Annotated in this window: 25 protein-coding genes; 17 read left to right on the top strand and 8 right to left on the bottom strand. The window is 69.7% G+C overall.

Features of this window, described 5'->3' with window-relative positions; translation table 11 throughout:
- Positions 1-10: 10 nt before the first annotated feature.
- On the bottom strand, positions 11-178 hold the full coding sequence (rpmG, locus tag EDD31_RS01335; protein WP_123302577.1) for a 50S ribosomal protein L33: 168 nt from the start codon (positions 176-178) through the stop codon (positions 11-13).
- Entirely contained in the window at positions 178-414 is a 237-nt protein-coding gene (rpmB, locus tag EDD31_RS01330) for a 50S ribosomal protein L28 (protein ID WP_123302576.1), read from the bottom strand. The genes rpmG and rpmB overlap by 1 nt, the downstream gene beginning before the upstream one ends.
- A 60-nt stretch (positions 415-474) precedes the next feature.
- On the opposite strand from rpmB, the gene EDD31_RS01325 reads away from it, so the two are divergent.
- The 4 genes from EDD31_RS01325 (at position 475) to EDD31_RS01310 (ending at position 4,905) form a co-directional block, all read left to right on the top strand.
- On the top strand, positions 475-735 hold the full coding sequence (locus EDD31_RS01325; protein ID WP_123302575.1) for a type B 50S ribosomal protein L31: 261 nt from the start codon (positions 475-477) through the stop codon (positions 733-735).
- Entirely contained in the window at positions 732-1,784 is a 1,053-nt protein-coding gene (locus tag EDD31_RS01320; protein ID WP_123302574.1) for a GTP-binding protein, read from the top strand. The genes EDD31_RS01325 and EDD31_RS01320 overlap by 4 nt, the downstream gene beginning before the upstream one ends.
- A gap of 220 nt (positions 1,785-2,004) precedes the next feature.
- Positions 2,005-3,303, top strand: a complete 1,299-nt coding sequence (locus tag EDD31_RS01315) for an MATE family efflux transporter (protein WP_170163142.1) — start codon at positions 2,005-2,007, stop codon at positions 3,301-3,303.
- 216 nt (positions 3,304-3,519) lie between these two features.
- Positions 3,520-4,905 (top strand): DMT family transporter, encoded by a 1,386-nt coding sequence (locus EDD31_RS01310; protein WP_123302572.1) that lies wholly within the window; start codon positions 3,520-3,522, stop codon positions 4,903-4,905.
- Here EDD31_RS01310 and EDD31_RS01305 read toward each other — a convergent pair.
- Positions 4,850-5,218: a sterol carrier family protein gene (locus EDD31_RS01305; protein ID WP_123304959.1), complete on the bottom strand. Its 369-nt coding sequence runs from the start codon at positions 5,216-5,218 to the stop codon at positions 4,850-4,852. The two genes, EDD31_RS01310 and EDD31_RS01305, sit on opposite strands and share 56 nt — an antisense overlap.
- Positions 5,219-5,318: 100 nt before the next feature.
- On the opposite strand from EDD31_RS01305, the gene EDD31_RS01300 reads away from it, so the two are divergent.
- The 3 genes from EDD31_RS01300 to EDD31_RS01290 all read left to right on the top strand — a co-directional run bounded on the left by EDD31_RS01300 (position 5,319) and on the right by EDD31_RS01290 (position 9,916).
- Complete coding sequence (locus EDD31_RS01300; RefSeq protein ID WP_123302571.1) at positions 5,319-7,583, top strand: ATP-dependent DNA helicase RecG; 2,265 nt, start codon at positions 5,319-5,321, stop codon at positions 7,581-7,583.
- A gap of 78 nt (positions 7,584-7,661) precedes the next feature.
- Entirely contained in the window at positions 7,662-8,366 is a 705-nt protein-coding gene (locus EDD31_RS01295; RefSeq protein ID WP_123302570.1) for an ABC transporter ATP-binding protein, read from the top strand.
- Positions 8,363-9,916 carry a DUF6297 family protein gene (locus tag EDD31_RS01290; protein WP_123302569.1) on the top strand — a complete coding sequence of 518 codons (1,554 nt, stop codon included), beginning with the start codon at positions 8,363-8,365 and terminating at the stop codon, positions 9,914-9,916. The genes EDD31_RS01295 and EDD31_RS01290 overlap by 4 nt, the downstream gene beginning before the upstream one ends.
- A gap of 104 nt (positions 9,917-10,020) precedes the next feature.
- On the opposite strand, the gene EDD31_RS01285 is transcribed toward EDD31_RS01290, so the two are convergent.
- Positions 10,021-11,031, bottom strand: coding sequence for an LLM class flavin-dependent oxidoreductase (locus EDD31_RS01285; RefSeq protein WP_123304957.1), 1,011 nt, complete (start codon positions 11,029-11,031; stop codon positions 10,021-10,023).
- A 221-nt stretch (positions 11,032-11,252) separates the two neighbouring features.
- On the opposite strand from EDD31_RS01285, the gene EDD31_RS01280 reads away from it, so the two are divergent.
- The 9 genes from EDD31_RS01280 to EDD31_RS01240 all read left to right on the top strand — a co-directional run bounded on the left by EDD31_RS01280 (position 11,253) and on the right by EDD31_RS01240 (position 17,690).
- Positions 11,253-11,705 (top strand): transferase, encoded by a 453-nt coding sequence (locus tag EDD31_RS01280; RefSeq protein ID WP_123302568.1) that lies wholly within the window; start codon positions 11,253-11,255, stop codon positions 11,703-11,705.
- Positions 11,706-11,752: 47 nt separating this feature from the next.
- Positions 11,753-12,349, top strand: coding sequence for a 16S rRNA (guanine(966)-N(2))-methyltransferase RsmD (rsmD, locus tag EDD31_RS01275; RefSeq protein ID WP_123302567.1), 597 nt, complete (start codon positions 11,753-11,755; stop codon positions 12,347-12,349).
- Complete coding sequence (coaD, locus tag EDD31_RS01270) at positions 12,346-12,825, top strand: pantetheine-phosphate adenylyltransferase (RefSeq protein WP_123302566.1); 480 nt, start codon at positions 12,346-12,348, stop codon at positions 12,823-12,825. Before rsmD ends, coaD begins: the two co-directional genes overlap by 4 nt.
- Positions 12,822-13,388: a hypothetical protein gene (locus EDD31_RS01265; protein ID WP_123302565.1), complete on the top strand. Its 567-nt coding sequence runs from the start codon at positions 12,822-12,824 to the stop codon at positions 13,386-13,388. Before coaD ends, EDD31_RS01265 begins: the two co-directional genes overlap by 4 nt.
- 18 nt (positions 13,389-13,406) lie before the next feature.
- Positions 13,407-13,964 (top strand): YceD family protein, encoded by a 558-nt coding sequence (locus EDD31_RS01260; RefSeq protein WP_123302564.1) that lies wholly within the window; start codon positions 13,407-13,409, stop codon positions 13,962-13,964.
- On the top strand, positions 13,961-14,725 hold the full coding sequence (gene rnc / locus EDD31_RS01255) for a ribonuclease III (RefSeq protein WP_123302563.1): 765 nt from the start codon (positions 13,961-13,963) through the stop codon (positions 14,723-14,725). The genes EDD31_RS01260 and rnc overlap by 4 nt, the downstream gene beginning before the upstream one ends.
- Positions 14,726-14,729: 4 nt before the next feature.
- Positions 14,730-15,704 carry a bifunctional DNA-formamidopyrimidine glycosylase/DNA-(apurinic or apyrimidinic site) lyase gene (mutM, locus tag EDD31_RS01250; protein ID WP_123302562.1) on the top strand — a complete coding sequence of 325 codons (975 nt, stop codon included), beginning with the start codon at positions 14,730-14,732 and terminating at the stop codon, positions 15,702-15,704.
- A gap of 73 nt (positions 15,705-15,777) precedes the next feature.
- Positions 15,778-16,830: an ATP-binding cassette domain-containing protein gene (locus tag EDD31_RS01245; protein WP_123302561.1), complete on the top strand. Its 1,053-nt coding sequence runs from the start codon at positions 15,778-15,780 to the stop codon at positions 16,828-16,830.
- The gene (locus EDD31_RS01240; protein ID WP_123302560.1) at positions 16,827-17,690 is read left to right on the top strand and encodes an ABC transporter permease; all 864 of its coding nucleotides are present in this window, start codon (positions 16,827-16,829) and stop codon (positions 17,688-17,690) included. Before EDD31_RS01245 ends, EDD31_RS01240 begins: the two co-directional genes overlap by 4 nt.
- Positions 17,691-17,695: 5 nt before the next feature.
- Here EDD31_RS01240 and EDD31_RS01235 read toward each other — a convergent pair whose 3' ends face one another.
- The 4 genes from EDD31_RS01235 to EDD31_RS01220 are packed head-to-tail and all read right to left on the bottom strand — an operon-like array spanning position 17,696 to position 20,394.
- A complete protein-coding gene (locus tag EDD31_RS01235; protein ID WP_123304955.1) occupies positions 17,696-18,172 on the bottom strand; it encodes a GNAT family N-acetyltransferase in 477 nt (158 codons plus the stop codon).
- Positions 18,173-18,214: 42 nt separating this feature from the next.
- A complete protein-coding gene (locus EDD31_RS01230) occupies positions 18,215-19,189 on the bottom strand; it encodes an aminoglycoside phosphotransferase family protein (RefSeq protein WP_123302559.1) in 975 nt (324 codons plus the stop codon).
- Positions 19,190-19,201: 12 nt separating this feature from the next.
- The gene (locus EDD31_RS01225; RefSeq protein ID WP_123304953.1) at positions 19,202-19,858 is read right to left on the bottom strand and encodes an SDR family oxidoreductase; all 657 of its coding nucleotides are present in this window, start codon (positions 19,856-19,858) and stop codon (positions 19,202-19,204) included.
- A gap of 44 nt (positions 19,859-19,902) precedes the next feature.
- The gene (locus tag EDD31_RS01220; protein WP_123302558.1) at positions 19,903-20,394 is read right to left on the bottom strand and encodes a DUF4870 domain-containing protein; all 492 of its coding nucleotides are present in this window, start codon (positions 20,392-20,394) and stop codon (positions 19,903-19,905) included.
- A 371-nt stretch (positions 20,395-20,765) separates the two neighbouring features.
- Between EDD31_RS01220 and EDD31_RS01215 the strand changes: the two genes are divergently transcribed.
- On the top strand, positions 20,766-23,771 hold the full coding sequence (locus EDD31_RS01215; protein WP_123302557.1) for an Rne/Rng family ribonuclease: 3,006 nt from the start codon (positions 20,766-20,768) through the stop codon (positions 23,769-23,771).
- Positions 23,772-23,876: the final 105 nt, after the last annotated feature.

The raw sequence follows: 23,876 nt of genomic DNA, 5'->3' as shown, positions 1-23,876 counted from the left end.
TGCGTGCCTCTCAGCGTTCTTCGCGGAATTCCACGTGGCGGCGCGCCACGGGGTCGTACTTGCTCAGGCGCATGCGATCGGGATTGTTCCGCCTGTTCTTGGTGGTCACATACGTGAAGCCGGTGCCCGCTGTGGAGCGCAGCTTGATCACTGGGCGTAGATCGGTCTTCTTGGCCATCAGAGGCGCTCCCCTCGGGCCAGCATCTCGGCGACTACGGCGTCGATACCCCGCTTGTCGATGACCTTCATCCCCTTGGTGGAGACCCGAAGGGTGATGGTGCGTCCGAGGGACGGCGCGAAGTAGCGCTTGGTCTGGATGTTCGGGTTGAACCGACGCGAGGTGCGCCGGTGGGAGTGCGAGACAGTCTTGCCGAAGCTCGGCGACTTCCCCGTCACTTGGCAGTGTGCGGACACGGCCGGACCTCCTGATATGATATTGAGAACCGTTATTGATAAGCCTACCAGGAGGTTCTCGTGAAACCGGACATCCATCCGGAGTACGGACCGGTTGTGTTCCGCGACTCGGCCTCAGGAGCCACGTTCCTGACCCGGTCCACCATGAAGCCGGTGAAGACCATCGAGTGGGAGGACGGCGAAACCTACCCGGTCTACGACGTCGACATCTCCTCGGCCAGTCACCCCTTCTGGACCGGCAAGGCCCGCGTCATGGATAGCGAGGGCCGCGTCGAGCGTTTCCAGCGCCGCTATGGCAAGCGTGCCGGGGGCGGTCGATGACCGCGGTTCCCGTCATCACGCTGACGTCCCTGGATCCGGTGCTGCGGGGAGCGGCCACCAGTTCGCTACTCTGCGACCTTCCCGGAGCTGTGGCACTGCAGCACGATCTCGACGCACGCAGTGGAGAGCTCCGCCGTCGCGTGCACGACCCCAGTGGGGTGCTGCAGGACACCACGAAACACCTGGAGCACGCGTGCGCTTCGTGTGCGGTGCGGGAGGACATCGTTCCCGCGCTCGAGGAACTCGCCATGTCACGCCCCACGGCCATCATCTTGTCGCTTCCGGTTGCTCTGGAGTCGGTGCCGGTGCTTCACGCGATGGCTCAAGCCCGTGGCGTGGTGGCTGCCGGTGTAGCTGCAGTGGCCGACATCGCCTCCCTACGGGCCGATCTCACCTGCCAGGACCTGCTGGCCGAGCGTGGCCTGGCGGTCGCGGTCGAGGACGAGCGCATGGTGGCCGAGGTGCTCGTCTCCCAGCTCGAGACCGCGGACGTGGTGCTCACCTCCACCCACCCCGAGGAGACCCCGGCCGATGTGGCCGCGATCCTGGCGCACCTGACCGGCCCTGAGGCGGCCATGCCCTGGTACTCCCCGCCGGCCGAGCGTCTGCTGCTGGCCCGGCCCAGCCTGGATCGGGGAGACCTCATGGCGGTGGCCTCCACCGGTGCCGGCCCGGCCGAGGATGTGTGGACGGTGGACCTGGCCACCTGGCGCCCCATTCACCCGGATCGGCTGATGGAACACGCCGAAGCCCTGGGCGGTGATGCAGTGCGTTCCAAGGGGCATTTCTGGGTAGCCACCCGCCCCAGCGTGGCCTGTGCCTGGGACGGCGCCGGCGGCCATGTCTCGGTCGGCCGGATCGGCCCGTGGGAGTCGCGTCCCGACACCCACCTGGTCGTGACCGGCCTCGGGGGGGACCCGCGTCGGGTGATCGATGCCTTCGAGGCCGTGCTGCTGACCGATGTCGAGCTCGCGCGAGGGCTCGACTCCTGGAGCGGCCGAGCGGACGGCCTCGACCCCTGGCTCGGAACGGCACGTGATGCCGCCTGAGGGCAGGGATACAGACGACCGGCGCGGGAGTGGGCTGGATGGGGATTCTGCACCCGCCCGCGCCGGTTCGGGCGCCCCCCTGGCGCACGCGGGCCGCTTGGCCGAGAACACCTCGGCCAAGCGGCCCGCTTCCACCGCACTAGCCGCGAGCGATGCGCCGTTCGGCGTAGACACTCCGCCCGCCGACTCACGCCCGTCACTTTCCTCGCGCATTCGTGCTGTGGGCTCACTGAGCTGGCCACTGGTCGCCGGCAGTGCTGTCTCCCTGCTCACCGCCGTGGCAGATACCGCCATCCTCGGGCAGTACGACACGCTCGAGCTCGCGGTGATGGCGCGCGCCGTGGTCATCTTCGTGTTCTGCACTGCCGTGCTCGTGCCCTGGGGGATGGCAGTGCAGATCGTGGGTGCGCAGTGGCACGGCGGCGAGGAGACCGGTCGGTTGGTCCGGCTGCTCACCCACAGCGCGGCCCTGACACTGGGCCTCGGGCTGGTGCTCGCGGTCGGCCTCTACCTCGCCGCCCCCTGGGTGCTGCAGATCACGGGTGCCTCCGCCTCGGCCAGTGCAGAGCAAGCGGCCATCGAGGTGCTGCGGATCCTCACGCTCGCCATCCCGGCCGCGGCGCTCAGTGCAGCGGCTCGCGGGTGGCTCGGAGCGCAAGGGCGCACCAAGGTCGCCCTTGCGAACGCCGCAGTGGTGAACCTGGCCAATATCGCCATCTCCCTCGCGCTGGTCTTCGGTCTGCAGCAGGGGGCGCAGGGCGCCGCGTGGGGGACCACGATCGCTCACTATCTCGGTCTGGCCGTATGCCTCGGCCTCGCCCTGCGGCATCGGCGTGGCCTGGAGGTCACACAGGAGAGCGGCACGGAACCCGTGTTGCGCCCGCTGGGCAAGGTGGCCTGGCCCGACGTCGTTTTCGGGCTCGGCGCCTATGGCGGGGACGTGCTGATCGTCGCGGCGGTGGCGTTTCTGGGTGCGGTCGAGCTCGCCGGCTACCGCGTGATGGCGAGCACCGTGGCCATCCTGTTCACGGTCGCCTTCACCTGCGGTTCGGGTATCTCCATCCTGGTCGGGCAGCGCCACGGTGCCGGTGATCTCCGGGCCGGTCTGGACTATGCGCGCGCCGGCGCGATCGTCATGGGCGGGTGCGTCGCGGTGCTGGCGCTGCCCGCACTGGTCGTTCCGGGCTGGTATCTGCGGCTCTTCACCACCGATGCGGCCGTGATCGAATCGATCGGCCGTGCACTGCTGGTGTTCTGGCTCATCGCCCCGCTGATCGTGGCCTCGATCTCCATGGCGGCTGTGGTGCGGGCCGTGGGAGACACGAAGTCGATGATGTACATCGGTCTCCTTGCCCAGGTGGCGATCGCGCTGCCGGCCGCCTGGCTGCTCGGAGTCTGGCTGGAACTGGGGCTTCTCGGCATCGCCTTGGCCATGACCTTGAGCTGGTTCAGCCGCACCGTGCTGACCGCGTGGCGACTGCGGAGCACGACGGCTCGACTCCTCCAGCAGCGCACGTGACCCCGCTGGCCGCCCGGCAGGAGGCGTGGCTTCTCGGGTAGTCTCGGTGTCGCTGGCTCAAGGGCGGCTACGGTTCCGCTGCAGGACATCATGGACTGCAGGCCTGGTTGGAGCGCCGCAGAAGGGGCGATGAGATCGCCCTCGCACCTCAACGGACAGAAGCCTCGAGGGGACAGGCCGGCATGACTTCGTCATGCCCTGCCTTCAGGAGTTCACGTGCGATCTTTCCCCTTGCGTGCCGGCGCCCAGGCGCTCTTCGTCACCTTCTTGTGGTCCACGTCGTGGGTACTGATCTCCCTCGGACTGGACGACCTCCCGCCGCTGACCTTCGCAGGCCTGCGCTATGCGCTGGGCGCGGTGGTGCTGCTGGCAGTGGTGCTGTGGCGGTCGCGCGTCCGACAGGAGGTGCGCCACCTCGACCGCCGCGAGTGGTTCGCGCTGGTGGGCTTGGGCGTGGTCATGTACGCCCTGACACAGGGCGCGCAGTTCGTGGCGATCGCGCTGCTACCGGCGGCAACCGTCAGCTTGGTGCTGGCCTTCACCCCGGTGGTGGTGGCGCTGAGCGCGGCACTCGCGCTGGCCGAACCGGTGGGCCGGCGCACAACTCTGGGTCTGGCCCTGGCCACCGCCGGGGCCTGCGTCTACTTCGTCAGTGGCGGAGGCCTCGGCGGCGGCACCGCAGGGCTGATGGTGGCGGTTCTGGGGCTGCTCGCCAACGCGGCGGCATCGGTGCTGGGCCGGGCGGTCAACGCCGGTTCCGGCCTGTCGCCGCTGACGGTCACTGCCGTGTCCATGGCTGTGGGCGCGGCCCTGCTGCTCGCGATCGGTCTGCCCACCCAAGGGCTGGGGAACCTCACCGTTTCCTCAGCCTCAATCCTGGCATGGCTCGCGGTGGTCAATACTGCCGGAGCCTTTCTGCTGTGGAACCACACTCAGCGCACCTTGACCGCCACCGCCTCGGCGGCCATCAACAACACGATGCTGGTGCAGGTCGCCATCCTGGCTTGGCTGCTGCTGGACGAGAGCCTCGCGCCCACGCAGGTCGTGGGCGTGATTCTGGTGGTCGCGGGCACTCTCGCGGTGCAGCTGGGCAGCGTCCGTGGCGTCCGCCGCCCCGTGCGCATCCCGCCGCTGCCGGAGGTCCGCCAGCTACAACGGCGACTTGCCTCGGCTGGGGTGAGTAGCGTCGTGGGTGGTTCGGCGCTTCTGGCCTCGCTGGGGCTCATCGATCGTGTGCGGGACTGGGATCTGGTCACCGATGGTGACCCGGAACTCGTGGCGCAGGTCGTGGGCCAGCTAGGTTTTCCCGTTCAGCGGCGCGGCCCTTCTGGTGTGTTCCGCACCGCCCTGTGCCTCACGGTCGCGGCACGGGACCATGAGATCGATGTACTCGTCGGCTTCCAGCTGGCCGGGCCGGCGGGCGTCGTACCGATTCCGGCCTATCCGGGTGCTCGGTGGCAGGGCTTGACCATGGCCCGCCCCCAGGAGTGGGAGCTGGCCTATCGCCTGATGGGCCGGCCCGAGCGCGCCACCGTGCTGGAGGACTTCATGGCTGGAGGGGAAGTAGGTGCGTCAGATCGGCGCGGGAGCCGGAACGGCTGATCCACCCCTGGGTCAGGGCCTCGGCCCAGCTGAGGTCCCCTGTGGCCAAGGCCAGCCAGGTGGGAGCATCCATCTCGACCACGTTCGGCGGGGTGCCGCGGGTATGCCGCGGGCCCTCGATCACCTGCACTGCACCGAAGGGCGGCACTCGGACCTCCACGCTCTGACCCGGTGCCCGTTCGGCCAGCACCTGGAGAAGGTAGCGCGCGGCTGTGGCCAGAGGTTGTCGCGGCGGCGTCTGCGACGCGGCCAGGGCGAGCGTGCACTCGCGGAGCGCTGCGCGGCCGAGTTCGGCGGGAATCTTCCGGGGCACGAGCCCACGGTAGTCCCAGTGTCCGTGGGCGCGGTTAGCCTGGTGGCAGAAGATCCGGCTGTGCCTGAGGTGGCCGGTGGTCAGGCAGTGGAGGAGCGGCATGGCCGAGTTCGGCACGGGCTTCCTGGGTCAAGAGGTCTCCCGGGTGGTGGGCGCGGCCACCGCCAAGAAGCTGGGCAAGCTCGGGGTGGCCACGGTCGAGGATCTTCTGCGCTACTACCCGCGCCGGTACGACAAGCCCGGCAAGATGACCACCCTGCGCGAGCTGGGCGTAGGGGAGCACGTGACGGTGATGGCGCGGGTGGCCAGTGCCGAGGTGCGCACCATGCGGGCGCGGCGCGGGGCCATTCTCTCGGTCACCATCTCCGATGGTCTCGATGCCCTGGACCTGACCTTCTTCGCCAAGCATCCTGGGGTGTTGCAAGGCCACCAGCGCAAGCTCGGCGTGGCCGAGACCGGTCTGTTCACCGGCACCGTCTCGCTCTATCGGGGCAAACGCCAGCTCACGCACCCGGACTACCTGATGTTCAAGGACTTCGAGAGCGAAGAGCAGGCCATTGAGAAGTCCAAGCTCCCGATGCCCATCTACCCGGCCGGGCAAGGTATCGCGACCTGGCACATCGCGGCTGCGGTCGGAGTCGTACTGGATCAGATCGGAACCGAGGACTGGCCCGATGCCTTGCCGGAGGAGTACCGGCGCGACCACGGTTTGATCGGCGGGCGCGAGGCCTTGGAGAGCATTCACCGCCCGCAAGATCTGGGGCAGGTCAAGCGCGCCGAGGAACGGCTACGCCACGAAGAAGCCTTCGTACTCCAGACCGTGCTGGCTCAGCGCCGCGCGGTGCTGCTCTCCGAGCCCGCTGTGGCTCGCGCCGCGCGCCCGGGTGGGATCCGCGATGCCTTCGATGCGCGTCTGCCCTTCGAGCTGACGGCCGGACAACGAGAGGTGGGGGAGACCCTCGAGCGAGAGATCGGCGATAGTCTGCCCATGCTGCGGCTCCTGCAGGGGGAGGTTGGCTCGGGCAAGACCGTGGTGGCTCTGCGCGCCATGCTGCAGGTGATCGACGCCGGCGGCCAGGCCGCCCTGCTCGCCCCCACCGAGGTGCTCGCCCAGCAGCACCACCGCTCGATCACGGCACTGCTGGGCCCTTTGGCCGAGGGTGGGATGCTCGGCGGCGCGGAGAACGGCACGCGTGTGGTGCTGCTGACCGGATCGATGAAGGCCGCCGAGCGCAAGAAGTCCTTGCTCGCCGCGGCCTCGGGCGAGGCAGGGATCGTGGTGGGCACCCACGCGCTGCTCTCCGAGGGAGTGCAGATCCCGCACCTCGGCCTGGTGGTGGTCGATGAGCAGCACCGCTTCGGGGTCGAGCAGCGCGATGCCCTGCGTTCCAAGGCGAATGTCACGCCCCACGCCTTGGTGATGACGGCGACGCCGATCCCGCGCACCGTGGCGATGACCAGCTTCGGTGATCTGGAGGTCTCCACGCTGCGTGAGCTGCCGAGCGGGCGCGCCGGCGTCGCGACCACCGTGGTGCCCAGCAGCAACATCCGCTGGGTGCAGCGCGCCTGGGAGCGGATGCGCCAGGAGATCGATGGGGGTGGCCGCGTGTACGTGGTCTGCCCGCGCATCACCAGCAGCGAGTCCAGTGCCTCAGTGAGGGCCGGCGCCGCGAGCGATGCGGGAGAGGACGCCTTGCCCCTGGAGTTGTCCGAGAGAGAAGGAGAAGCTCAGGGCCCCGGCGACGGGCCGCCGATGGCCGCTGTGGAGGACGTGGTGGAGATGCTCCGCGCGTCCCCGGCACTGCAGGGGGTGGAGGTGGCAGTCATGCACGGGAGACTGCCGGCGGAGGAGAAAGATGCCGCCATGGCCAGCTTTGCTTCGGGGGTGACTCCGGTGTTGGTGTCGACCACCGTGATCGAGGTGGGAGTGGATGTTCCCGAGGCCACGATGATGGTGATCCTCGATGCCGAACGTTTCGGGCTCTCCCAGCTCCACCAGTTGCGCGGGCGCATCGGGCGCGGTGACAAGCCGGGCCTCTGCCTGGCCATGACCTCAGCCCTCGAGGGCAGCTCTGCGCTTCAGCGGGTCCAGGTCTTCGCTACCACCTCCGACGGCTTCGCTCTCGCGGAGCAGGATCTCCAGCTGCGCCACGAAGGTGACGTGCTCGGTGCGAGCCAGTCGGGGCGGGCCTCGTCCCTGCGCCTGCTCCGCGTGCTCACCGACGGCCGGATCATCGAAGATGCCCGCGTGGCGGCGCGTGCGCTGATCGCCCGTAACCCGGCGCTCGCCGGCGAGCCCGGCCTGGCCTCGGCTGTGGAGTCCGTGATCGGTCAGGAGACGGCTGAATATTTGCAGCGCGCGTGAGCGTGCAGACCGAGGTGTGGCGGGCATGACGCCAGCTCCGGCGCTGGGGCGGTGCCACGCTTCGCATAGGCTCGTCCCATGAAGAGCGGCGCGCCGGCTGGCTCGGAAGCGAGCCCGTTGCCAGTGCTCGAGGCCACCGAGCTCAGCATCGGTTACGGCCTCCCGGTCTGCCCCCCGCTCACCGTGGAGCTCTGCCAGGGTGAGGTGCTGGCGGTGGTGGGAGCCAACGGCGCCGGGAAGTCGACGCTGCTGCGCACACTGGTGGGTCAGCTCGAACCTCTCAGTGGTGAGATCCGGCTCTTCGGTGGTGAGCCTGACCCGCGCCGGAGGGACGTGCGCGCCGCCCTGGCTCTGGAGTTGGGTGAGGACGCCTTCTTTCCGGCGCTGACCGTGCGCGAGCACCTGGAACTGGTGGCCTTCGGTCACGGGCAGAACGCCGTGATCGTGGACGAGCTGCTCGCGGAGTTCGGGCTCGCGCAGCGCGCTGACGCCAGTCCGCGGGCGCTCTCTTCGGGCCAACGGCGGCGCCTCCTGCTCGCCGCCGCCTTCGCCCGGCCACGCCGGCTGCTGGTGCTCGACGAGCCCGAGCAGCGCCTTGACACCGGATTGCGCGCGCAGCTCAGTGCGCGCCTGGCCGCGGAGATCGGTCACGGCGCGGTGCTCATGGCCAGCCACGATCCGGCCGTCGTGGCGGCCGCCGCGACCCGCGTGCTGCTCATCGGCGAGGACGAGGTGGTGGAGCTGGATCCGGATGCCGGTGCCGATGCCGTGGAGCGCCTGTGAACGATGGCGCCGGCTCCGCGCCGAGCGGGCGGCAGGTTCGTCGCTGGACGGCGCGGCGCCGCCGCGCCAGGGCCCCCCTCGCGACCGCGGACTTCCTTGCCGACCTCTACAACGCCGCCCTGACCGTCGCGATCGCCGTCGCCATGACCCTGGCCGGGGCCCAGGCGTTCGGCGCTGACCTCACCACGCTGCCGGAAAGCCCGGGGCACGCTCGCGGACTGGACCCAATCTGGCTCGTCCTGCTTGCAGCGCTGGCTGCGTCTGCGGGGGCCATCGCCCTCGCGGCTCGCCTCGGCCCGGTGTCGCTCGGCCCCACCCGCGCGGCGTGGTGGTTGCCCTTGCCGGTCGACCGACGAGGCCTTCTGCGACCGAACGCCTTCGTCTGGCCCGTGGTCGGGGCCGGCCTGGGGTGCGTGATCGGCGCCGCCGTTACGTTGGCGAGCGCTGCTCCCGCGCGAGGGCACGTCGTCGCGGGCACGCTGGCCGGAGGGGCGGTTCTGAGCGCCGTCACCCTCGGTGTCGGGCTCACCCAGACCGACCCGGCGCGTCATCGACGGCTGCGTCACGGCGCCGACCTCGTGCTCGGCCTCGGCCCCGTGGTGGTGCTGGCCCTCGCCCTCCTGGGCCTGCCCGCTCCGATACCCAGACCGGAAGAACTCGGGTCTGTTGCCGTGGTGGCGTCCCTGACGACACTCGCCCTCGTTGTCCGCCTCGACCGGCGTCTGGACCAGCTCACCGATCGCAGCCTGCGTCAAGGCGGCGCCGCGGCCTACGGAGCGTTCGGTGCAACGCTCTCGGTGGATACCCGCGCACTCTCCCAGGCCCTGACCGCACGCGCCGAGCGCCCGGAGCGACGCTCGCGCACCTTCGGGCTCGTGCGCCGCGCTCCGCTCCGGCTGGCCGCCCCGGCGGCGCTGATCACCGCGGATCTGCTGCTGGTGCTTCGTGAGCGTCGCCGGCCGGTGCAACTGCTGGTGGCGATGTGCCTGCCGCTACTGGCCCTGGCGGTGGCCGCACCCCTTCCCGCCCTGGTGGTCGTCGTCTTCGCGGCGGGCGCCTATCTCGCCGCCGTGACCGGAGCCGAGGGCGCGCGGCGGGCCGAGGCGGCCCCGATGCTGGATGTCCTGCTGCCACTCGGTGGACGCGCCGTGCGGCTGAGCCGGTTGCTCACCCCAGCGCTCGCGGTCACCCTCTGGAGCGTGCCCATGCACTTGGCGCTCGCCTGGCGCCTCGCTCCCGAGGGCCTGAGTGCTGCCCCGGGGTGGTTGCTGCTCGGAGTGTTGGCGGCCCCGGCGTGGGCGGCGGGAGCTGTGCGGGGTGCGTACCGGCCCGAGCAGCCGATCGCGGGGCAGCTCGTGCACACCCCGATGGGGAGTTTCGATCCCACCGTGGTCCTCGCTCTGCTTCGGGGCCCAGACCTCGCGCTGATGTGTGCCGTTCCGGCCTTAATCGCCGTGGCCACCGGCAGCGTTTCCGTCTGGCTGCTGCTCGCCCAGGGCATCGGCGCCGCCATCGCCACGCTGGTGGTGGTCCTCTCCGCCAGGCGCTGAGCGATCGTCGCCGCCGCGATCGGGTGGAGAAGGTGGCGCTGAGGGCCACTTACTCTCCCCGATCACGGCCCGATCGCGCCGGAGTGGTCAGGGAGGAGCCGAGATCAAGCTCCCAGCCCCAGAGCCGCCGCCAGCAGTTCGTAGCTGCGGAAGCGCTGCGCCGCGGTCGGGGTGTTGGACACCACGATGACCTCATCGGCCCGCGCCAGCCGAGCGAAGGAATCCACCTGCTCGTGGAGAGTGCCGCGTTCCCCACCCTCGGGTGAGCCGATGGCGGCGTAGCGCAGCATCTCCTGGACCCGCCGGCCTCCCGGGGTCTCCAGGAGCGCCTCGGCATCGGCGCCGGACAGGCTCACCCCGGGCCGTGCCAACCGGGCGATCATGTCGCGCAGCGCGGCGCGATACAGCTCACCTGCCGCCTGCTCGGTATCCGCCGCGAACACGTTCAGCGCCGCGATCACGTAGGGCTCGGGGTGCCGCGCCGAGGCCCGGTAGTCGCGTCGATAGGTCTCCACGGCGTCGACCAGCGCCGCGGGCGCGAAGTGCGAGGCGAAGGCGTAGGGCAGACCCATGGCTGCGGCGAGCTGGGCACCGAAGAGCGACGAACCGAGGATGTACAGCGGCACCTCCGTGCCCGCACCCGGAGTGGCCGTGACCTCCTGGTCGGCCTGTTGTGGTCCGAGGAACGCCTGCAGCTCGGCGACGTCGGCCGGGAAGCGGTCGGCGTCCTCGCGCGAGCGGCGCAGGGCGCGCAGCATGGCGCCATCCCCGCCCGGTGCGCGGCCCAAACCCAGATCGATGCGTCCGGGGTACAGCGTCTCCAGCGTGCCGAACTGCTCCGCGATCACCAACGGTGAGTGGTTGGGAAGCATGATGCCGCCCGCGCCTACCCGGATCCGGCTGGTCTTCCCGGCCACGTGGCCGATCAGTACGGCCGTGGCGGAGGAGGCAATGGTTGACATGTTGTGGTGCTCGGCGAACCAGTAGCGGTGGAACCCCCACTCCTGGGCGGCTCGGGCGAGTTCCACCGAGGCAGAGAAGGTCTGGGCGATGGCGCCCGGGCCGTCCTCGGCGCGCACCGTGGCGAGGTCGAGGATGGAGAGCGGGACGCCGATCGACGAGGAGGCAAGCTGGGGTGTGGGGGAGTCGTTCACCCTGCCATTCTGCGCCGCGCGCGCCGCGCCCGTGGGGCGTCCAGCAGGCCGCGTGAGCGCGTGGCGAAACTCTTGGAATCTTTCCGACACTGGCACGTTGTACTAATGAGCGCCCATCGCGGCGACGCCCTGTAGGCGACATTCGCCAGCGTCTTGATGGCGCTCCGGCGAGAGGAGGCAACATGCGCAGGAAGAAGAACTACATCGAGTTCGACGACGACAATGGGGTGACCCGGCGCTACTACCGCCACCCCAATGGCGGCGGACTTGTCGAGGCCTCCGCCACTGTGGATCCCGAAGCGTACGTCAGTCCGAACGCGTACATCGATCCCGGTGCACGAGTGCACGCCCGCGCCGTCATCGGCGCCGGAGCGTGGATCGACCGCGACGCCCAGATCGGTCCGGGAGCCAGGATCGGGGATCGCGCCCACGTGGGAGCTTCTGCCATCGTCTCGCCCCGCGCGGTGATCGGAAAGCGCGCCACCATCGGTGCGCAGGCGCGGATCGGCGAGCGGGTCGAGGTCATCGCCGATGACGTCGTGCCCGAAGGTTTCACCATTGAGGTCCAGGACGGCGACAACCCCGCCCGGTCGGTTCGTCAGCGCGTCGGCGCTGACGCCAGCCGCGCCGCCTGAGGTATCAGCATCGCGGAGATCGGCGAGATCCTCCGTACCCTGGTCCGGTGACCAGGATCGTGGCCGGCTCCGCTGGCAGCCGTAGCCTCAAAGTGCCCCGCAGTGGCACCCGTCCGACCTCCGAGAGGGTCCGCGAGGCGCTGTTCTCCCGGCTCGAGCACCTCGGCGCTGTTGACGGCGCCGAGGTGCTCGATCTGTATGCGGGCTCCGGCGCGCTCGGCCTGGAGGCAGCCAGCCGTGGGGCGGCGCGGGTGGTGCTGGTAGAGGCGGCTCGGCCGGCGGCCACTCTCATCCGCAGCAACGCGGGCTCCCTCGGGCTGGACGCCGAGGTTCACGCCACCACGGTGGGAAGCTATCTGTCCGGATTGGCGCAGGCCGCCTTCGACCTGGTGCTGCTCGACCCGCCGTACGACATCAGTGAGAACGACCTGGAGCGGGCATTGACACTCTTGGTGCCGCATCTGGCCCCCGAAGCCGTCGTCGTGGTCGAGCGGGCCAAGCGCAGCCCGGAGCCCGCCTGGCCCACCACCGGCTCAGGCCTGTCCCGTTTCGACCACCGCACCTACGGCGATACCGCCATCTGGCTCGCTGAGCCGGGCGCCGCCGAGGATCTGACCGCTGGGCCGGATACGGTGAGCCCATGAGCGTCGCCGTCTGCCCGGGCTCCTTCGACCCCCTCACCCTGGGGCATCTCGACGTCATCCGGCGAGCCAGCGCCCTCTTCGACCGGGTGATCGTGGCGGTGGCGCAGAACTCTGCCAAGAGCCAGCTCTTCGACGCGCAGCGCCGTGCCGGCCTGGCCCGACAGGCGCTCGCCGAGAACGGAGAGAGCCCTGGCATCGAGGTGAAGATCGTGCCCGGCCTGCTCGCTGACTTCTGCCGGGAGCAGGGCGCCGATGCGATCGTCAAGGGCTTGCGCGGCCCCGCCGATCTGTATGCCGAACAGGCCATGGCCCTGATGAACCGTCAGCTCTCCGGGGTCGACACAGTCTTTGTCCTCGGCGATCCGGCACTGAGCCATATCGCCTCCTCGCTGGTCAAGGATGTCGCCCGCCACGGCGGGGACGTCACTGCTTTCGTTCCGCCCGTGGTGGCCCGAGCACTGGGAGATGCGTCATGACCGATGAGACCTCCGCCGCCGATCGCTACGCCGAGGACGGTGCCGCGCTGCTGTCCATCCTCGATGAGCTCACCGATCTGATCGCCACGGCCAAGTCCATGCCGATGTCCGCCTCCGCCCTGGTGAACCGGGCCGGGGCCCTCGACCTCCTCGAGGCCGCCAAGGACGTGGTGCCCCGCGCCATCCAGACCGCTGACGCGGTGGTGGCCGATGCCGATGCTCTCCAAGCGCGCTCCCAGGCCGAGGCCGAGGAACGGCTGGCGGCCGCGCGGGCTGAGGCCGAGCAGCTCGCCTCGCAGGAGGCCGTGGTGGCCCAGGCAGAGGAGCGAGCCGCTCAGATCATCGCCGAGGCTGAGGAGGGTGCCACGAAGCTCATGGCCGATGCCGATGACTACTGCGACCGCAAACTCGCCCAGTTCGAGATCGATCTCGGTGCGATCGCCACACAGGTACGCGCCGGGCGAGAGGCGCTGGCGGCACGAGCGCAACGTGATCACAGCCAGGACCAGGACAGTTCCGGCTCCGCGCGCAGCGCCGGCCGCCGGGACGACCTGCCCATCTGACGCGTACCATCAGCGGTGATGGACTTCAACGCCCCGCTGGTGCTTTCCACCTACGACCTCGGCCGCCGCGCCGGTGCCATGCGCACCGAGCAGCTCACTGTGCCCGCACCATCGGATCTTGGCACGGTGGTGATCGCCATCCCGCCTGGTACCGACGTCGAACTCCACCTGCAGTTCGAAGCTGTCATGGACGGCGTGTTCGTGACCGGCAGCGCGAGTGGCCTGGCCACCGGCGAGTGCGCACGGTGCCTGGATCCACTACAGCTACCCGTCGAGGTCGACATCGCGGAGCTCTACCTCTACGAGGAGACCAAGCGTTCCCTCAGCGAGGCTGGCGATGACGAAGCCGAGGACCAGTACATGGTCACCGAGGAGCACATCGACCTCGAACCGGTGCTGCGCGACGCCGTTGTCACCGCCCTGCCCTTCCGGCCGCTCTGCCGGGACGACTGCCCCGGTCTGTGCCCGGTGTGTGGAATCCGCATGGCGGAGGCCGAGTCTGGGCACGCGCACGAACAGATCGACCCCCGCTGGAAGCAACTGCAGCAGCTGCTGGGCGAGGAGAGCTCCGAGTGAGCGCTCGCCGCCAGGTCGACCAGGCTGCGCGCACCGATGTGGAAACCCTGCTGCAGGCGTTGGGCACCACGATCGACCCGGAGTTGTTGGTGCTCGCTCTGACGCACCGCTCCTTCGCGCATGAGGCCGGAGGCATCCCCACCAATGAGCGCCTGGAGTTTCTCGGTGACTCGATCCTCGGGCTGATCGTCACCGAGCATCTCTACCGGGTGCACGCGGATGTCCCCGAGGGTGACCTCGCGCGGATGCGCGCCGCGATCGTCTCGCAGAAGGCGCTGTCGACCGTAGCCACGAGCATCGGACTGGGGGAGTACATCCTGCTGGGGCGCGGCGAGCTCGCCACCGGGGGACGGAGAAAGCCCTCGATCCTCTCCGACACCGTGGAGGCACTCATCGGCGCCACCTATCTGTGCCACGGGCTCGAACCCACCCGCGCGATGGTGACGCGGCTGGTCACCCCGCTCATGGAGAGCGCCGCCGATCTGGGCGCGGGGCTCGACTGGAAGACGTCCCTGCAGGAAGCTGCTGCGGCCCAGGGCAAGGGCGCCCCCGTGTACGAGGTCACCGGCGAGGGGCCCGATCACGCACGTTTCTTCACCGCCGTGGTGCTCCTCGACGGCGAAGCCTACGGTACGGGCACCGGCAGTTCGAAGAAGGTCGCCGAGCAGGAGGCCGCGCAGAACTCCTACGCGCTGCTCGTTCCCGATCCGGGCGCCCCCCAGGTGGGTGGCGCCGGCACCACCACCGCTGCCCCGAGCTGAATCGATGCCGGAACTGCCCGAGGTCGAGACCGTCCGGGCCGGTCTGGTCCGGCATGTGCTCCACCGCCCGCTGGCCGCTGCGGACGTGCTGCACCCGCGCGCGGTGCGCCACCAGGCCGGGGGAGCCTCCGAACTCCACGCAGATCTCCAGGGCCGCGCCTTCCGTGCGGCGGTTCGTCGAGGCAAGTTCCTCTGGCTCGAGCTCGAGGAGGCAGACCGGGACGCTCCCGTCAGCCCCGATCATGCCTTGCTGGTCCACTTGGGGATGTCCGGCCAATTGCTCATCCAACCCCCCGCGTCACCCGGAACTCCACACGCCTCCACCGCGCTGCCCGCGGCCGAGCAGCTCGCCCGGCCCGTGACCAGCACCACCGCGCATGTGCGCGTGCGCCTGCGATTCGTCGACGGCGGTCAGCTCTGGTTCGTGGACCAGCGCACCTTCGGCTATGTCCGATCGGTCCCCTTGGTGGCCACCGATGACCACGCACCCGGCGGGCAGGGCAGTGAGCTGCCGCTGGTGCCGCTGCCGGCTGCGCACATCGCCCGGGACCTGCTCGACCCGGCCATCGACGTTCCTGCGGTGATCCAGAGCCTGCGTGCCCGGCGCACCGAGATCAAACGAGCCATCCTTGACCAGGCGCTGGTCTCAGGCATCGGCAACATCTACGCCGACGAGGCGCTCTGGCGGGCGGAACTCCATGGCACCGAGCGCACCGACCTCGTACCCGCAGGGCAGCTCGCAGCGCTGCTGGAGCACGCACGGGCGGTGATGTCCGAGGCGCTGGCTGCCGGCGGCACCAGTTTCGATGCCATGTACGTCGACGTCGACGGCGCCGGCGGGTACTTCGAGCGATCACTCGATGCCTACGGGCGGGCAGGTCAGCCCTGCCGCCGGTGCGGGACGGCGATCCGCCGGGAGCAGTTCATGAACCGGGGATCCTTCTCCTGTCCGGCGTGCCAGCCGCCGCCACATTGCTGAAAACCTCTGGTTCTGCCAGTCGGCCCCGCAGTAGGGTGTCGCCGCAAGCTCGAACTCTGAGAGGACCTCCGCAGTGCCCGCACCCGCGATCCAGGCTCGCGGCCTGGTCAAGACCTTCGGTGAGACCCGCGCCGTGGACGGCGTCGACCTCACCATCGCCCGAGGGGGCGTCTACGGCGTCCTCGGTCCCAACGGCGCCGGAAAGACCACGGTGATCCGCATGCTCGCCACCCTGCTGCGGCCGGACGCCGGCGAGGCGCAGGTCCTGGGTCACGACGTCGTGGCCGAGCCGCAGGCCGTGCGGGAGAAGATCGCCCTGACCGGCCAGTTCGCCTCTCTGGACGAAGACCTCACCGGCATCGAGAACATGGTGCTGATCGGCCGGCTCCAGGGCTACGGGAAAACGGCGGCCCGTGAGCGTGGCATGCAGCTCATGGAGGCTTTCGGCCTGGCCGATGCGGCCACGCGCCAGCTCAAGAAGTACTCCGGCGGTATGCGTCGGCGCCTGGATATTGCCGGCTCGCTCATCGTGACCCCGGAACTGATGTTCCTGGACGAACCGACCACGGGGATCGACCCGCGCAGCCGCAACCAGGTCTGGGACATCATCCGAACCCTCGTAGACGCCGGAACCACCGTGCTGCTGACCACCCAGTACCTTGAGGAGGCCGATCAGCTCGCTGATCGTCTCGCGGTGATCGACCACGGCCAGGTCATTGCCGAGGGCACCCCGGGGCAGCTCAAGGCGCAGGTCGGCACCGGCGCGCTGACTGTGCGGGTGATCGAGGCGGAGCGGCGTGAAGAGGCGGCTGCAGTGCTCGCCCGGGTGCTGGACGCCGAGATCGTCCGCGAGTCCGACCCCACAGCGCTCTCTGCCCGCCTCGGGCCCGAGATGCGCGCCGCGAGTGCGCTGACCGCCCTGGAGGAGTCCGGGATCGGCGTGGAGAACTTCGCCCTGGGTCAGCCCAGCCTGGACGAGGTCTTCTTGGCCCTGACCGGGCACCGGGCGGAGGACAAGGAGCCCGAGCAGGACACCACTGATGGCCAGGGCGAGCGCCCCTCGGCTGCGGCCGAGCCGGTCTCGGCCGCCACGCAGGCCCTGAGCGAGGACGGAGACCAGCGATGACCGAGACCAGTCACGCACCGGAGGCGATCCGCGGGATCCTGGTGGCCGCGGAGGACCGCCCCCGGCCGGCAGGAGCGCTGAGTTCCTCGCTGACCTACGCCTGGCGGGCTCTGCTGAAGATCAAGCATGTGCCCGAGCAGCTCTTCGATGTCACCGTCTTCCCGCTCATGATGACCGCGATGATGACCTACATCTTCGGTGGCGCCATGGGTGCGATGGTCTCCGGGGACGCCGGCGCGACCGGGAGCGAGGGCGTGCGGGCCTTCGTCCAGTTCTTCATCCCCGGGATCTTCGTCCAGACCCTCGTCATGGTCACGATCTACACCGGTCTGACGCTGAACAAAGACATCTCCAAGGGGATCTTCGACCGCTTCCGGTCCCTGCCCACGTGGCGACCGGGCCAGCTGGTCGGTGCGCTGTTGGGCGACCAGGTGCGCTACGTGCTGGCTGGCGTGATCATCCTGGTGGTGGGCTTCGCTATCGGCTTCCGGCCCGAAGGCGGAGTCTTCGGGGTCCTGGCCGGCTTCGCGTTGATGCTGATCTTCGCGTTCTCACTGTCCTGGCTGTGGACGCTGGTCTCCCTGCTGGTGCGCACCGAGCAGGCGGCCATGGGCATCTCGATGTTCGTCATGATGCCGCTGACCTTCGCCTCGAACATCTTCGTGCCGCCGGCCACCATGCCCGACTGGCTCCGCACCCCGGTGGAGCTCAATCCGGTCTCGGTGCTGGTCGCGGAGATCCGGGCTCTGATGGGTGGCTCCTTCAACGCCGGCGACGTGCTGGTGGTGCTCATCTACTGCGGTGTGCTCGTGGCGGTCTTCGCGCCGCTGAGCATGTTCGTCTACAACCGGAAGAGCTAGCCGGCTCACGCACCCGGCAGCCGCTTGGCGAACCAGTCGGTGGCGTTCGGGTTGTCGTTGTAGGGCTCGGTCGGCTGATACCCGGCCGCCGCGTAGAGGCGGGCTGCGGCGGTCAGTGAACGGTTGGTGTCCAGCACCATCTCGTGGGCCCCGAGCGCTCGTGCGCGAACCTCCAGTTCCTGCAGCAGTGCAGCACCGACGCCGCGACCGCGGGCCTCCTCGCGCACCCAGAGGTGCTTGACCTCGAAGCGGGTCTCACCGGTGCTCGATGGTTCCACCCGCCGCACGCCACCACAGCCCGCGACCACATCGTCGTGCTCGGCGACCAGGAAGACGCCGTCAGGTGGCGTGAAGGTGGCGGACGTCGGCCAGGTCACCTGATAGAGGCCGCCGGTGAAACCCAGTTCCCGGCTGGTGAAGTACTCGGCGAGCACGTCGCGCGCCAGCTCGGTCTCCACGTCGACGGCTCGAAACTCTGGCACCGTCCGCACACTACCGGCCCTGCGGCTGGGGAGGGCAGGGTGTCAGGAACGCAGCCGGAGCCGCAGCCATGCCAGCGCCGCGGCTCCTTCGCGACGCTGGAACTCCCGGAGCTTGGCCATGCCCGGGGGAGCGGGCAGGCGAGCAGCGTCGGCCCACATCCCGGCCAGTCCGGCGAGGAAACCCGTGACGGCCTCACCAGACGCGCAGCCAGGCGCGGCGTCGGGCAGCCACCGGGCCAGGCGGGCTTCGGCGTCGGTCAGGGCCGACTGCGGCGACGGTGAGGAGACCACGGCGTCGAGCAGCACAGTCAGGGTGTCGATCCACGGGCCACCGCGCACCGTCCATGGCCAGTCCACCAGCACCGGCCCCTGCTCGGTGAGCAGGATGTTGTCCGCACGGAGGTCGCCATGGACGAGCGCATCCCCGCGCGCCCCCTGAAGGCCCGTGGCGGCCAGGCCGGTCAAGAGATCAAGCCGCGCAGCGGCCCACGGGTCGAGTTTCGGTGGAGGATCAGCGGCCACGCGGCTCCATCCGGTGAACTCGTGGGCGAGGTCATCGGCGAGCGAACGGAGTGTGACCCCGGCCGACTCCAGCTCCGCCGCACGAACCGCGCCGAGCTCACGCACGGCGCTGAGGACCGCGTCGAGTTCGAAGTCGGACCAGGGCACCTGGGGATGCCGGCCGTCGACGTCCTCGAGAATGGCCACCACCCAAGTGCCGTCGTCATAGGAGCCGAGAAGACGAGGAGCAGGCAGGTGCGACGGCAGCACTCCGGCAATCTCGATCTCCCGGCGATGCATAGCCGGGGTGTGCTCGTTCAGATGCGGTGCCACGGCTTTGACGAAGGCACGTCGGCCGGTGTCGGTCAGCACGCGGTCCGCGGTGCCCACGGAGAAACCTCCGGGCTGCGAGACGGCAGAGACCACGGCGTCACCCAGGACGTCCTGAACCGTCTGGCGCACCCGGACCGGCAGGTCGTCCCAGGTGATCCGCGTTCCGCTGCCTGCCACCGTCATGGAGCGGAAGCTCTAATCCCGCAGCGCGCGCAGGGACGTGGCGATGAGCTGCTGACCGGAGATCACTTCGAAGACCAGACCGGAAGTGGTCGGGTCATCCAGGACGGTGCGCAGCACGCTGGCCACGTCCTCGCGCGGAATGCTTCCGCGGCCGGTGTGGCGCGCGATGTGGACCAGGCCGGTCCCGGGGTCGTCGGACAATCCGCCCGGTCGCACGATCGTCCACTCGAGGTCACGAGCCATGAGATCCTCGTCGGCCGCCTTCTTGGCCTCCTGGTAGGCAGCGAACACCTTGTCCTCGATGCCTTGACCACCGGCGTCGGCGCCCATGGAGGAGACCATGAGGTAGCGGCGGACTCCTGCCGCTTCCGCCGCGTCGGCGAGGAGAACGGCTGCGCCGCGGTCGACCGTATCCTTGCGCTCGGCCCCGCTGCCTGGCCCGGCGCCGGCTGCGAAGACGACAGCGTCGACGCCTCTCAGAACCTGCGCGACCTCCTCGATGCTGGCGCGTTCCAGATCGAGGACTACTGGTTCGGCGCCGTCCTCGCGCAGATCCTGTTCGTGATCGGGGTTGCGGATGATCCCCACCACGGCATCGCCGCGGGAAGAGAGCTGCCGGGTGAGGTGGCGGGCGATCTTTCCGTGGCCGCCAGCAATTGCGATACGCATGCGTCGACGGTACGACGCCGCGTGGCTGGCGGCCACGGGAGAGATCACTTCACGAGGCGGATGCTCAGCGGGTACTTGTAGTACTCGCCGCGGTTGGCGGCGATCGCCGCCATGATCGAGAAGATGATCGCGCAGACCCAGGCGGCCAGCAGGATCAGGAAGCCGATCAGGATGAACGCGGTGATGAAGCCGACCACGTAGGCGATGGCGAGGGTGATCTGGAAGTTCAGCGCCTCCTTGCCGTGATGGTCGAGGAACCGGCTGCGCTCCCGGAAGACCAGCCACACGATCAGGGGCACCAGGAAGCTGAGGAAGACGCCACCGAGGTGGGCGCCGACCGACCAGCCGCGCTCCTCGCCTGGGGTCAGTGGCGCGACGCCGCCGGGCTGGGCGCCATACCCGGGCGGCGGGGGGCCGGGCTGACCGTAATTGGGCGGTGGCGTTCCGGGCTGGCCGCCGTAGTTGGGGGGCGGCGTGCCGCCCGTCTGCTGGGTGGGGTCGTTCTCGGGCTGTTCGCCGTATGGCTGTCCGGTCATGGTTCTCTCCCTTGTCTCGGGGTCACCGTATCGCTGGGGCACGCGCTGGGGACAGTCCTGAACGGCGTTTCCACCCTTCTGTGCGATACTGAGACCGGCCGAGGATGCGAACACACCCCGTTTCCCGGTCCGACGACGACGAGACCTTCCTGGCTCGCCTCGCGCCGCCCCGCCACATGGTGGAGGCGCTGCAGCAGAGAGCCCGGGAATGCCGCGGAGCCCTCCCGGGGGCATGACGCGGCGGGCCACCGTCCGTCGGCGGCCGCACCATCGGCCGTAACCATGGACTTCTCCGTCCCCACGGAGGGGACGACCAACCCGCACGGGGGGCCGCAAGGGTGTGGCGGCACTCCGGGTGGAGGGCCTTGCCCATGACTGACCAGAACAACGAGAACAGCTCGGCGGAACGCGCGACGCCGGCTCTCGACGTCTTCGCAGCGTTCAGTGCGGCGGACTCCCCGGCGCCCCCAGCAATGGATGAGGCCGAGCAGACCGAGACCGCCACGGAAGGGCCTCGCCTGCCTGCTGCTGCCTTGCTGTTCCAGGCGCCCGAGCCTGCTGCGCCCCGTGCGCGACGGGCACCGGAGCCCGATGAGGACGAGGACGACGACGAGTACGACGACTCCGCATCGGACGACGACTCCGATGAGAACGACGAGGACAGCTCCGACGACTCCGACGATTCCGACGACGATGGCGACCAGCGCTCGTCGGGGGGCAGGCGCCGACGCCGGCGCGGTGGCCGGGGGCGCCGCAACCGCGGCGGTCAGGGCGGTGACGGCCAGAACGACAACGACCGTGGCAGCGATGCCGATGAGCCGGACGGCGAGCGCGGATCCGATCAGAAGGACCAGCGAAAGAACGCTAGCGGCCGGCAGGACTCCGCCGGCAAGCAGGGCCAGTCCAAGACGGGCAGCAAGAAAGGCTCCGGTTCGGGCGGCGACGGCGAGGAGCGGAAGCAGTCCGGGCAGTCCAAGAAGTCAGGTCAGCAAGACGCCAAGCAGGCGAAGCAGGACGGCGCCGCCGGCCAGCAGGACACCTCAGGCGGCAAGGACGAGCAGAACGACGACGAGTCGGGTGACGAGGCCTCGAGTTCCTCGCGCCGTCGCCGTCGCCGCCGTTCACGTGGCGGAGGCGAGGAGGACACCTCCCGCGAGACTCCCACCGCGCTCAAGGGCTCGACACGGCTCGAGGCCAAGCGCCAGCGCCGGCGCGAAGGCCGCGAGGCAGGTCGCCGCCGTCCCAGCATCAGTGAGTCCGAGCACCTCGCCCGGCGCGAGGCCGTCAACCGCACGATGCTCGTGCGCGAGCAGGACGGCCTCAACCAGATCGCCGTCCTCGAGGACAACATCCTCGTCGAGCACTACGTGGCCCGGCACACCCAGACCTCGATGGTGGGCAACGTCTACCTCGGCCGGGTCCAGAACGTGCTGCCGTCCATGGAGGCCGCCTTCGTCGATGTGGGCAAGGGCCGCAACGCGGTGCTCTACGCCGGTGAGGTCAACTGGGATGCCGCCGGTCTGCAGGGCAAGCCGCGTCGCATCGAGGACGCGTTGCGTTCCGGTGACACCGTCCTGGTCCAGGTCACCAAGGACCCGATCGGACACAAGGGCGCCCGCCTGACCTCGCAGATCACACTGGCCGGCCGGCACCTGGTGCTGGTGCCCTCCGGTGGGATGACCGGTATCTCCCGCAAGCTCCCAGACAACGAGCGCGCACGGCTGAAGAAGCTGCTCAAGGAAATCGTCCCGGAGGGCTCCGGCGTCATCGTGCGGACCGCCGCGGAAGGCGCCACCGAGGAGCAGCTGCGCCAGGACGTGGAGCGACTCACCCAACAGTGGGCCTCGATCCAGGAGAAGTCCAAGAACGGTAAGGGCGCGCCGCTCCTGCTCAAGGGCGAACCCGAACTCGCCGTGCGAGTGGTGCGCGACGTCTTCAACGAGGACTTCGAGTCACTGGTGGTCTCGGGTGACAAGGCCTGGAAGACCATCTCCGGCTACGTCACCGACCTCTCGCCGGATCTCGCAGACCGGATGACCCACTGGACCGAGGACCGCGACCTGTTCGCCGCCCATCGCGTGGACGAGCAACTCGCCAAGGCCATGAGCCCGAAGGTCTGGTTGCCCTCCGGCGGCTCGCTCATCATCGAGCGAACCGAGGCGATGACGGTGATCGATGTCAATACCGGAAAGTTCACCGGTTCGGGCGGCACCCTCGAAGAGACCGTCACGAAGAACAACCTCGAGGCTGCTGAGGAGATCGTCCGACAGCTGCGCCTGCGCGACATCGGCGGCATCATCGTCATCGACTTCATCGACATGGTCCTGGAGACCAACCGCGATCTGGTGCTGCGCCGGATGTTGGAGTGCCTCGGCCGGGATCGCACTCGCCACCAGGTGGCCGAGGTGACCTCCCTGGGCCTGGTGCAGATGACCCGCAAGCGCGTGGGGCAAGGGCTCGTCGAGGCCTTCTCCAGCACCTGTGAGCACTGCGAGGGCAAGGGCTTCATCGTGCACGACGAGCCGGTGGAACACAGCGCCCCGGAGGCCGAGAGTGGAGGCGGTTCCAAGTCGCGACGTAAGCGCGGCAAGGGGTCCGGCAAGGACTCCGCCCGCCACGAGTCCAAGGGGCCGTCCGCAGACGCCGAGGACCCGCAGGACGTCGCCGCTCGGGAACAGGTCAAGGCCACCCTGGCCACCATCGCCGCCGCAGCGGCGAATGCGCACCAGGACGACGCCAAGGCCGAGAAGGACGTCACGGCCGAGAAGGACGCCAAGGTGTCGAACGACGTCGCCGCCGAGAAGGACGACACGTCCGCGGCGCCGCGCGAGAGCCAGGACGCCACCACCGAGGAGTCCGACGCGACCGCGGCCTCGGGGCGGAAGGGGGCGGGCAGGAAGTCCGGCTCCGGGCGACGCACGGGAGCAGCGAAGAAGGCGGCTTCCGCCCCGGCGGGCGCGCCGCCGAGTACCGAGCCTGCCCGCCAGAGCGAGCCTGCCCGCCAGAGCGAGCCTGCCCAGCTGAGCGAGCCTGCCCCGGCCAGCGAGCCCCAGGCGGGCCAGCCTCCGCACCAGGACGCCGGGGCGGAGCCCGCGCCGGCAGCTTCGAAGAAGTCCCGCCCCCGTCGTGCGCGTGCCACGACCACCACCGTGCCCGAGGTCACCCCGCCGATCGAGCAGCCTGCACCCGCGGTGCAGCCCGAGGCCGCGTCAGCTCCGCCGTCCCAGCAAGAGCCCACCGAGCTGAAGCCCACCCAGCAGGAGCCGGCCACGCAGGCGCGTCGTCCTCGGCGCCGGGCGGTCTCGCGTGGCGTCGGTGCACCGGGCGGTGACTCGTCCGGCATCATGACTGTTCCGGCAAACGACTCCGACAGCTGAGGTGTGCTGGAGTCCACAGGCAGGACTGGTCGCGGATATTGCTGGTAGGACGCCGCGGCCCGTAGGATGGAACGCTGGTACCAGGTCACCGTGAACCATCGGATG

Source organism: Bogoriella caseilytica, from assembly GCF_003752405.1.
Classification (GTDB): Bacteria; Actinomycetota; Actinomycetes; order Actinomycetales; family Actinomycetaceae; genus Allobogoriella; species Allobogoriella caseilytica.
The sequence above is the reverse complement of the archived record's forward strand: the minus strand, read 5'-3'. Positions and strand labels throughout refer to the sequence as shown.

What these genes read in the sequence shown, in the direction of transcription:
- rpmG (WP_123302577.1), bottom strand. Translation starts at nt 178, where the DNA reads ATGGCCAAGAAGACCGATCTACGCCCAGTGATCAAGCTGCGCTCCACA.
- EDD31_RS01320 (WP_123302574.1), top strand. Translation starts at nt 732, where the DNA reads ATGACCGCGGTTCCCGTCATCACGCTGACGTCCCTGGATCCGGTGCTG.
- EDD31_RS01300 (WP_123302571.1), top strand. Translation starts at nt 5,319, where the DNA reads ATGGCCGAGTTCGGCACGGGCTTCCTGGGTCAAGAGGTCTCCCGGGTG.
- EDD31_RS01295 (WP_123302570.1), top strand. Translation starts at nt 7,662, where the DNA reads ATGAAGAGCGGCGCGCCGGCTGGCTCGGAAGCGAGCCCGTTGCCAGTG.
- EDD31_RS01280 (WP_123302568.1), top strand. Translation starts at nt 11,253, where the DNA reads ATGCGCAGGAAGAAGAACTACATCGAGTTCGACGACGACAATGGGGTG.
- coaD (WP_123302566.1), top strand. Translation starts at nt 12,346, where the DNA reads ATGAGCGTCGCCGTCTGCCCGGGCTCCTTCGACCCCCTCACCCTGGGG.
- EDD31_RS01265 (WP_123302565.1), top strand. Translation starts at nt 12,822, where the DNA reads ATGACCGATGAGACCTCCGCCGCCGATCGCTACGCCGAGGACGGTGCC.
- EDD31_RS01260 (WP_123302564.1), top strand. Translation starts at nt 13,407, where the DNA reads ATGGACTTCAACGCCCCGCTGGTGCTTTCCACCTACGACCTCGGCCGC.
- mutM (WP_123302562.1), top strand. Translation starts at nt 14,730, where the DNA reads ATGCCGGAACTGCCCGAGGTCGAGACCGTCCGGGCCGGTCTGGTCCGG.
- EDD31_RS01240 (WP_123302560.1), top strand. Translation starts at nt 16,827, where the DNA reads ATGACCGAGACCAGTCACGCACCGGAGGCGATCCGCGGGATCCTGGTG.
- EDD31_RS01230 (WP_123302559.1), bottom strand. Translation starts at nt 19,189, where the DNA reads ATGACGGTGGCAGGCAGCGGAACGCGGATCACCTGGGACGACCTGCCG.
- EDD31_RS01225 (WP_123304953.1), bottom strand. Translation starts at nt 19,858, where the DNA reads ATGCGTATCGCAATTGCTGGCGGCCACGGAAAGATCGCCCGCCACCTC.
- EDD31_RS01220 (WP_123302558.1), bottom strand. Translation starts at nt 20,394, where the DNA reads ATGACCGGACAGCCATACGGCGAACAGCCCGAGAACGACCCCACCCAG.
- EDD31_RS01215 (WP_123302557.1), top strand. Translation starts at nt 20,766, where the DNA reads ATGACTGACCAGAACAACGAGAACAGCTCGGCGGAACGCGCGACGCCG.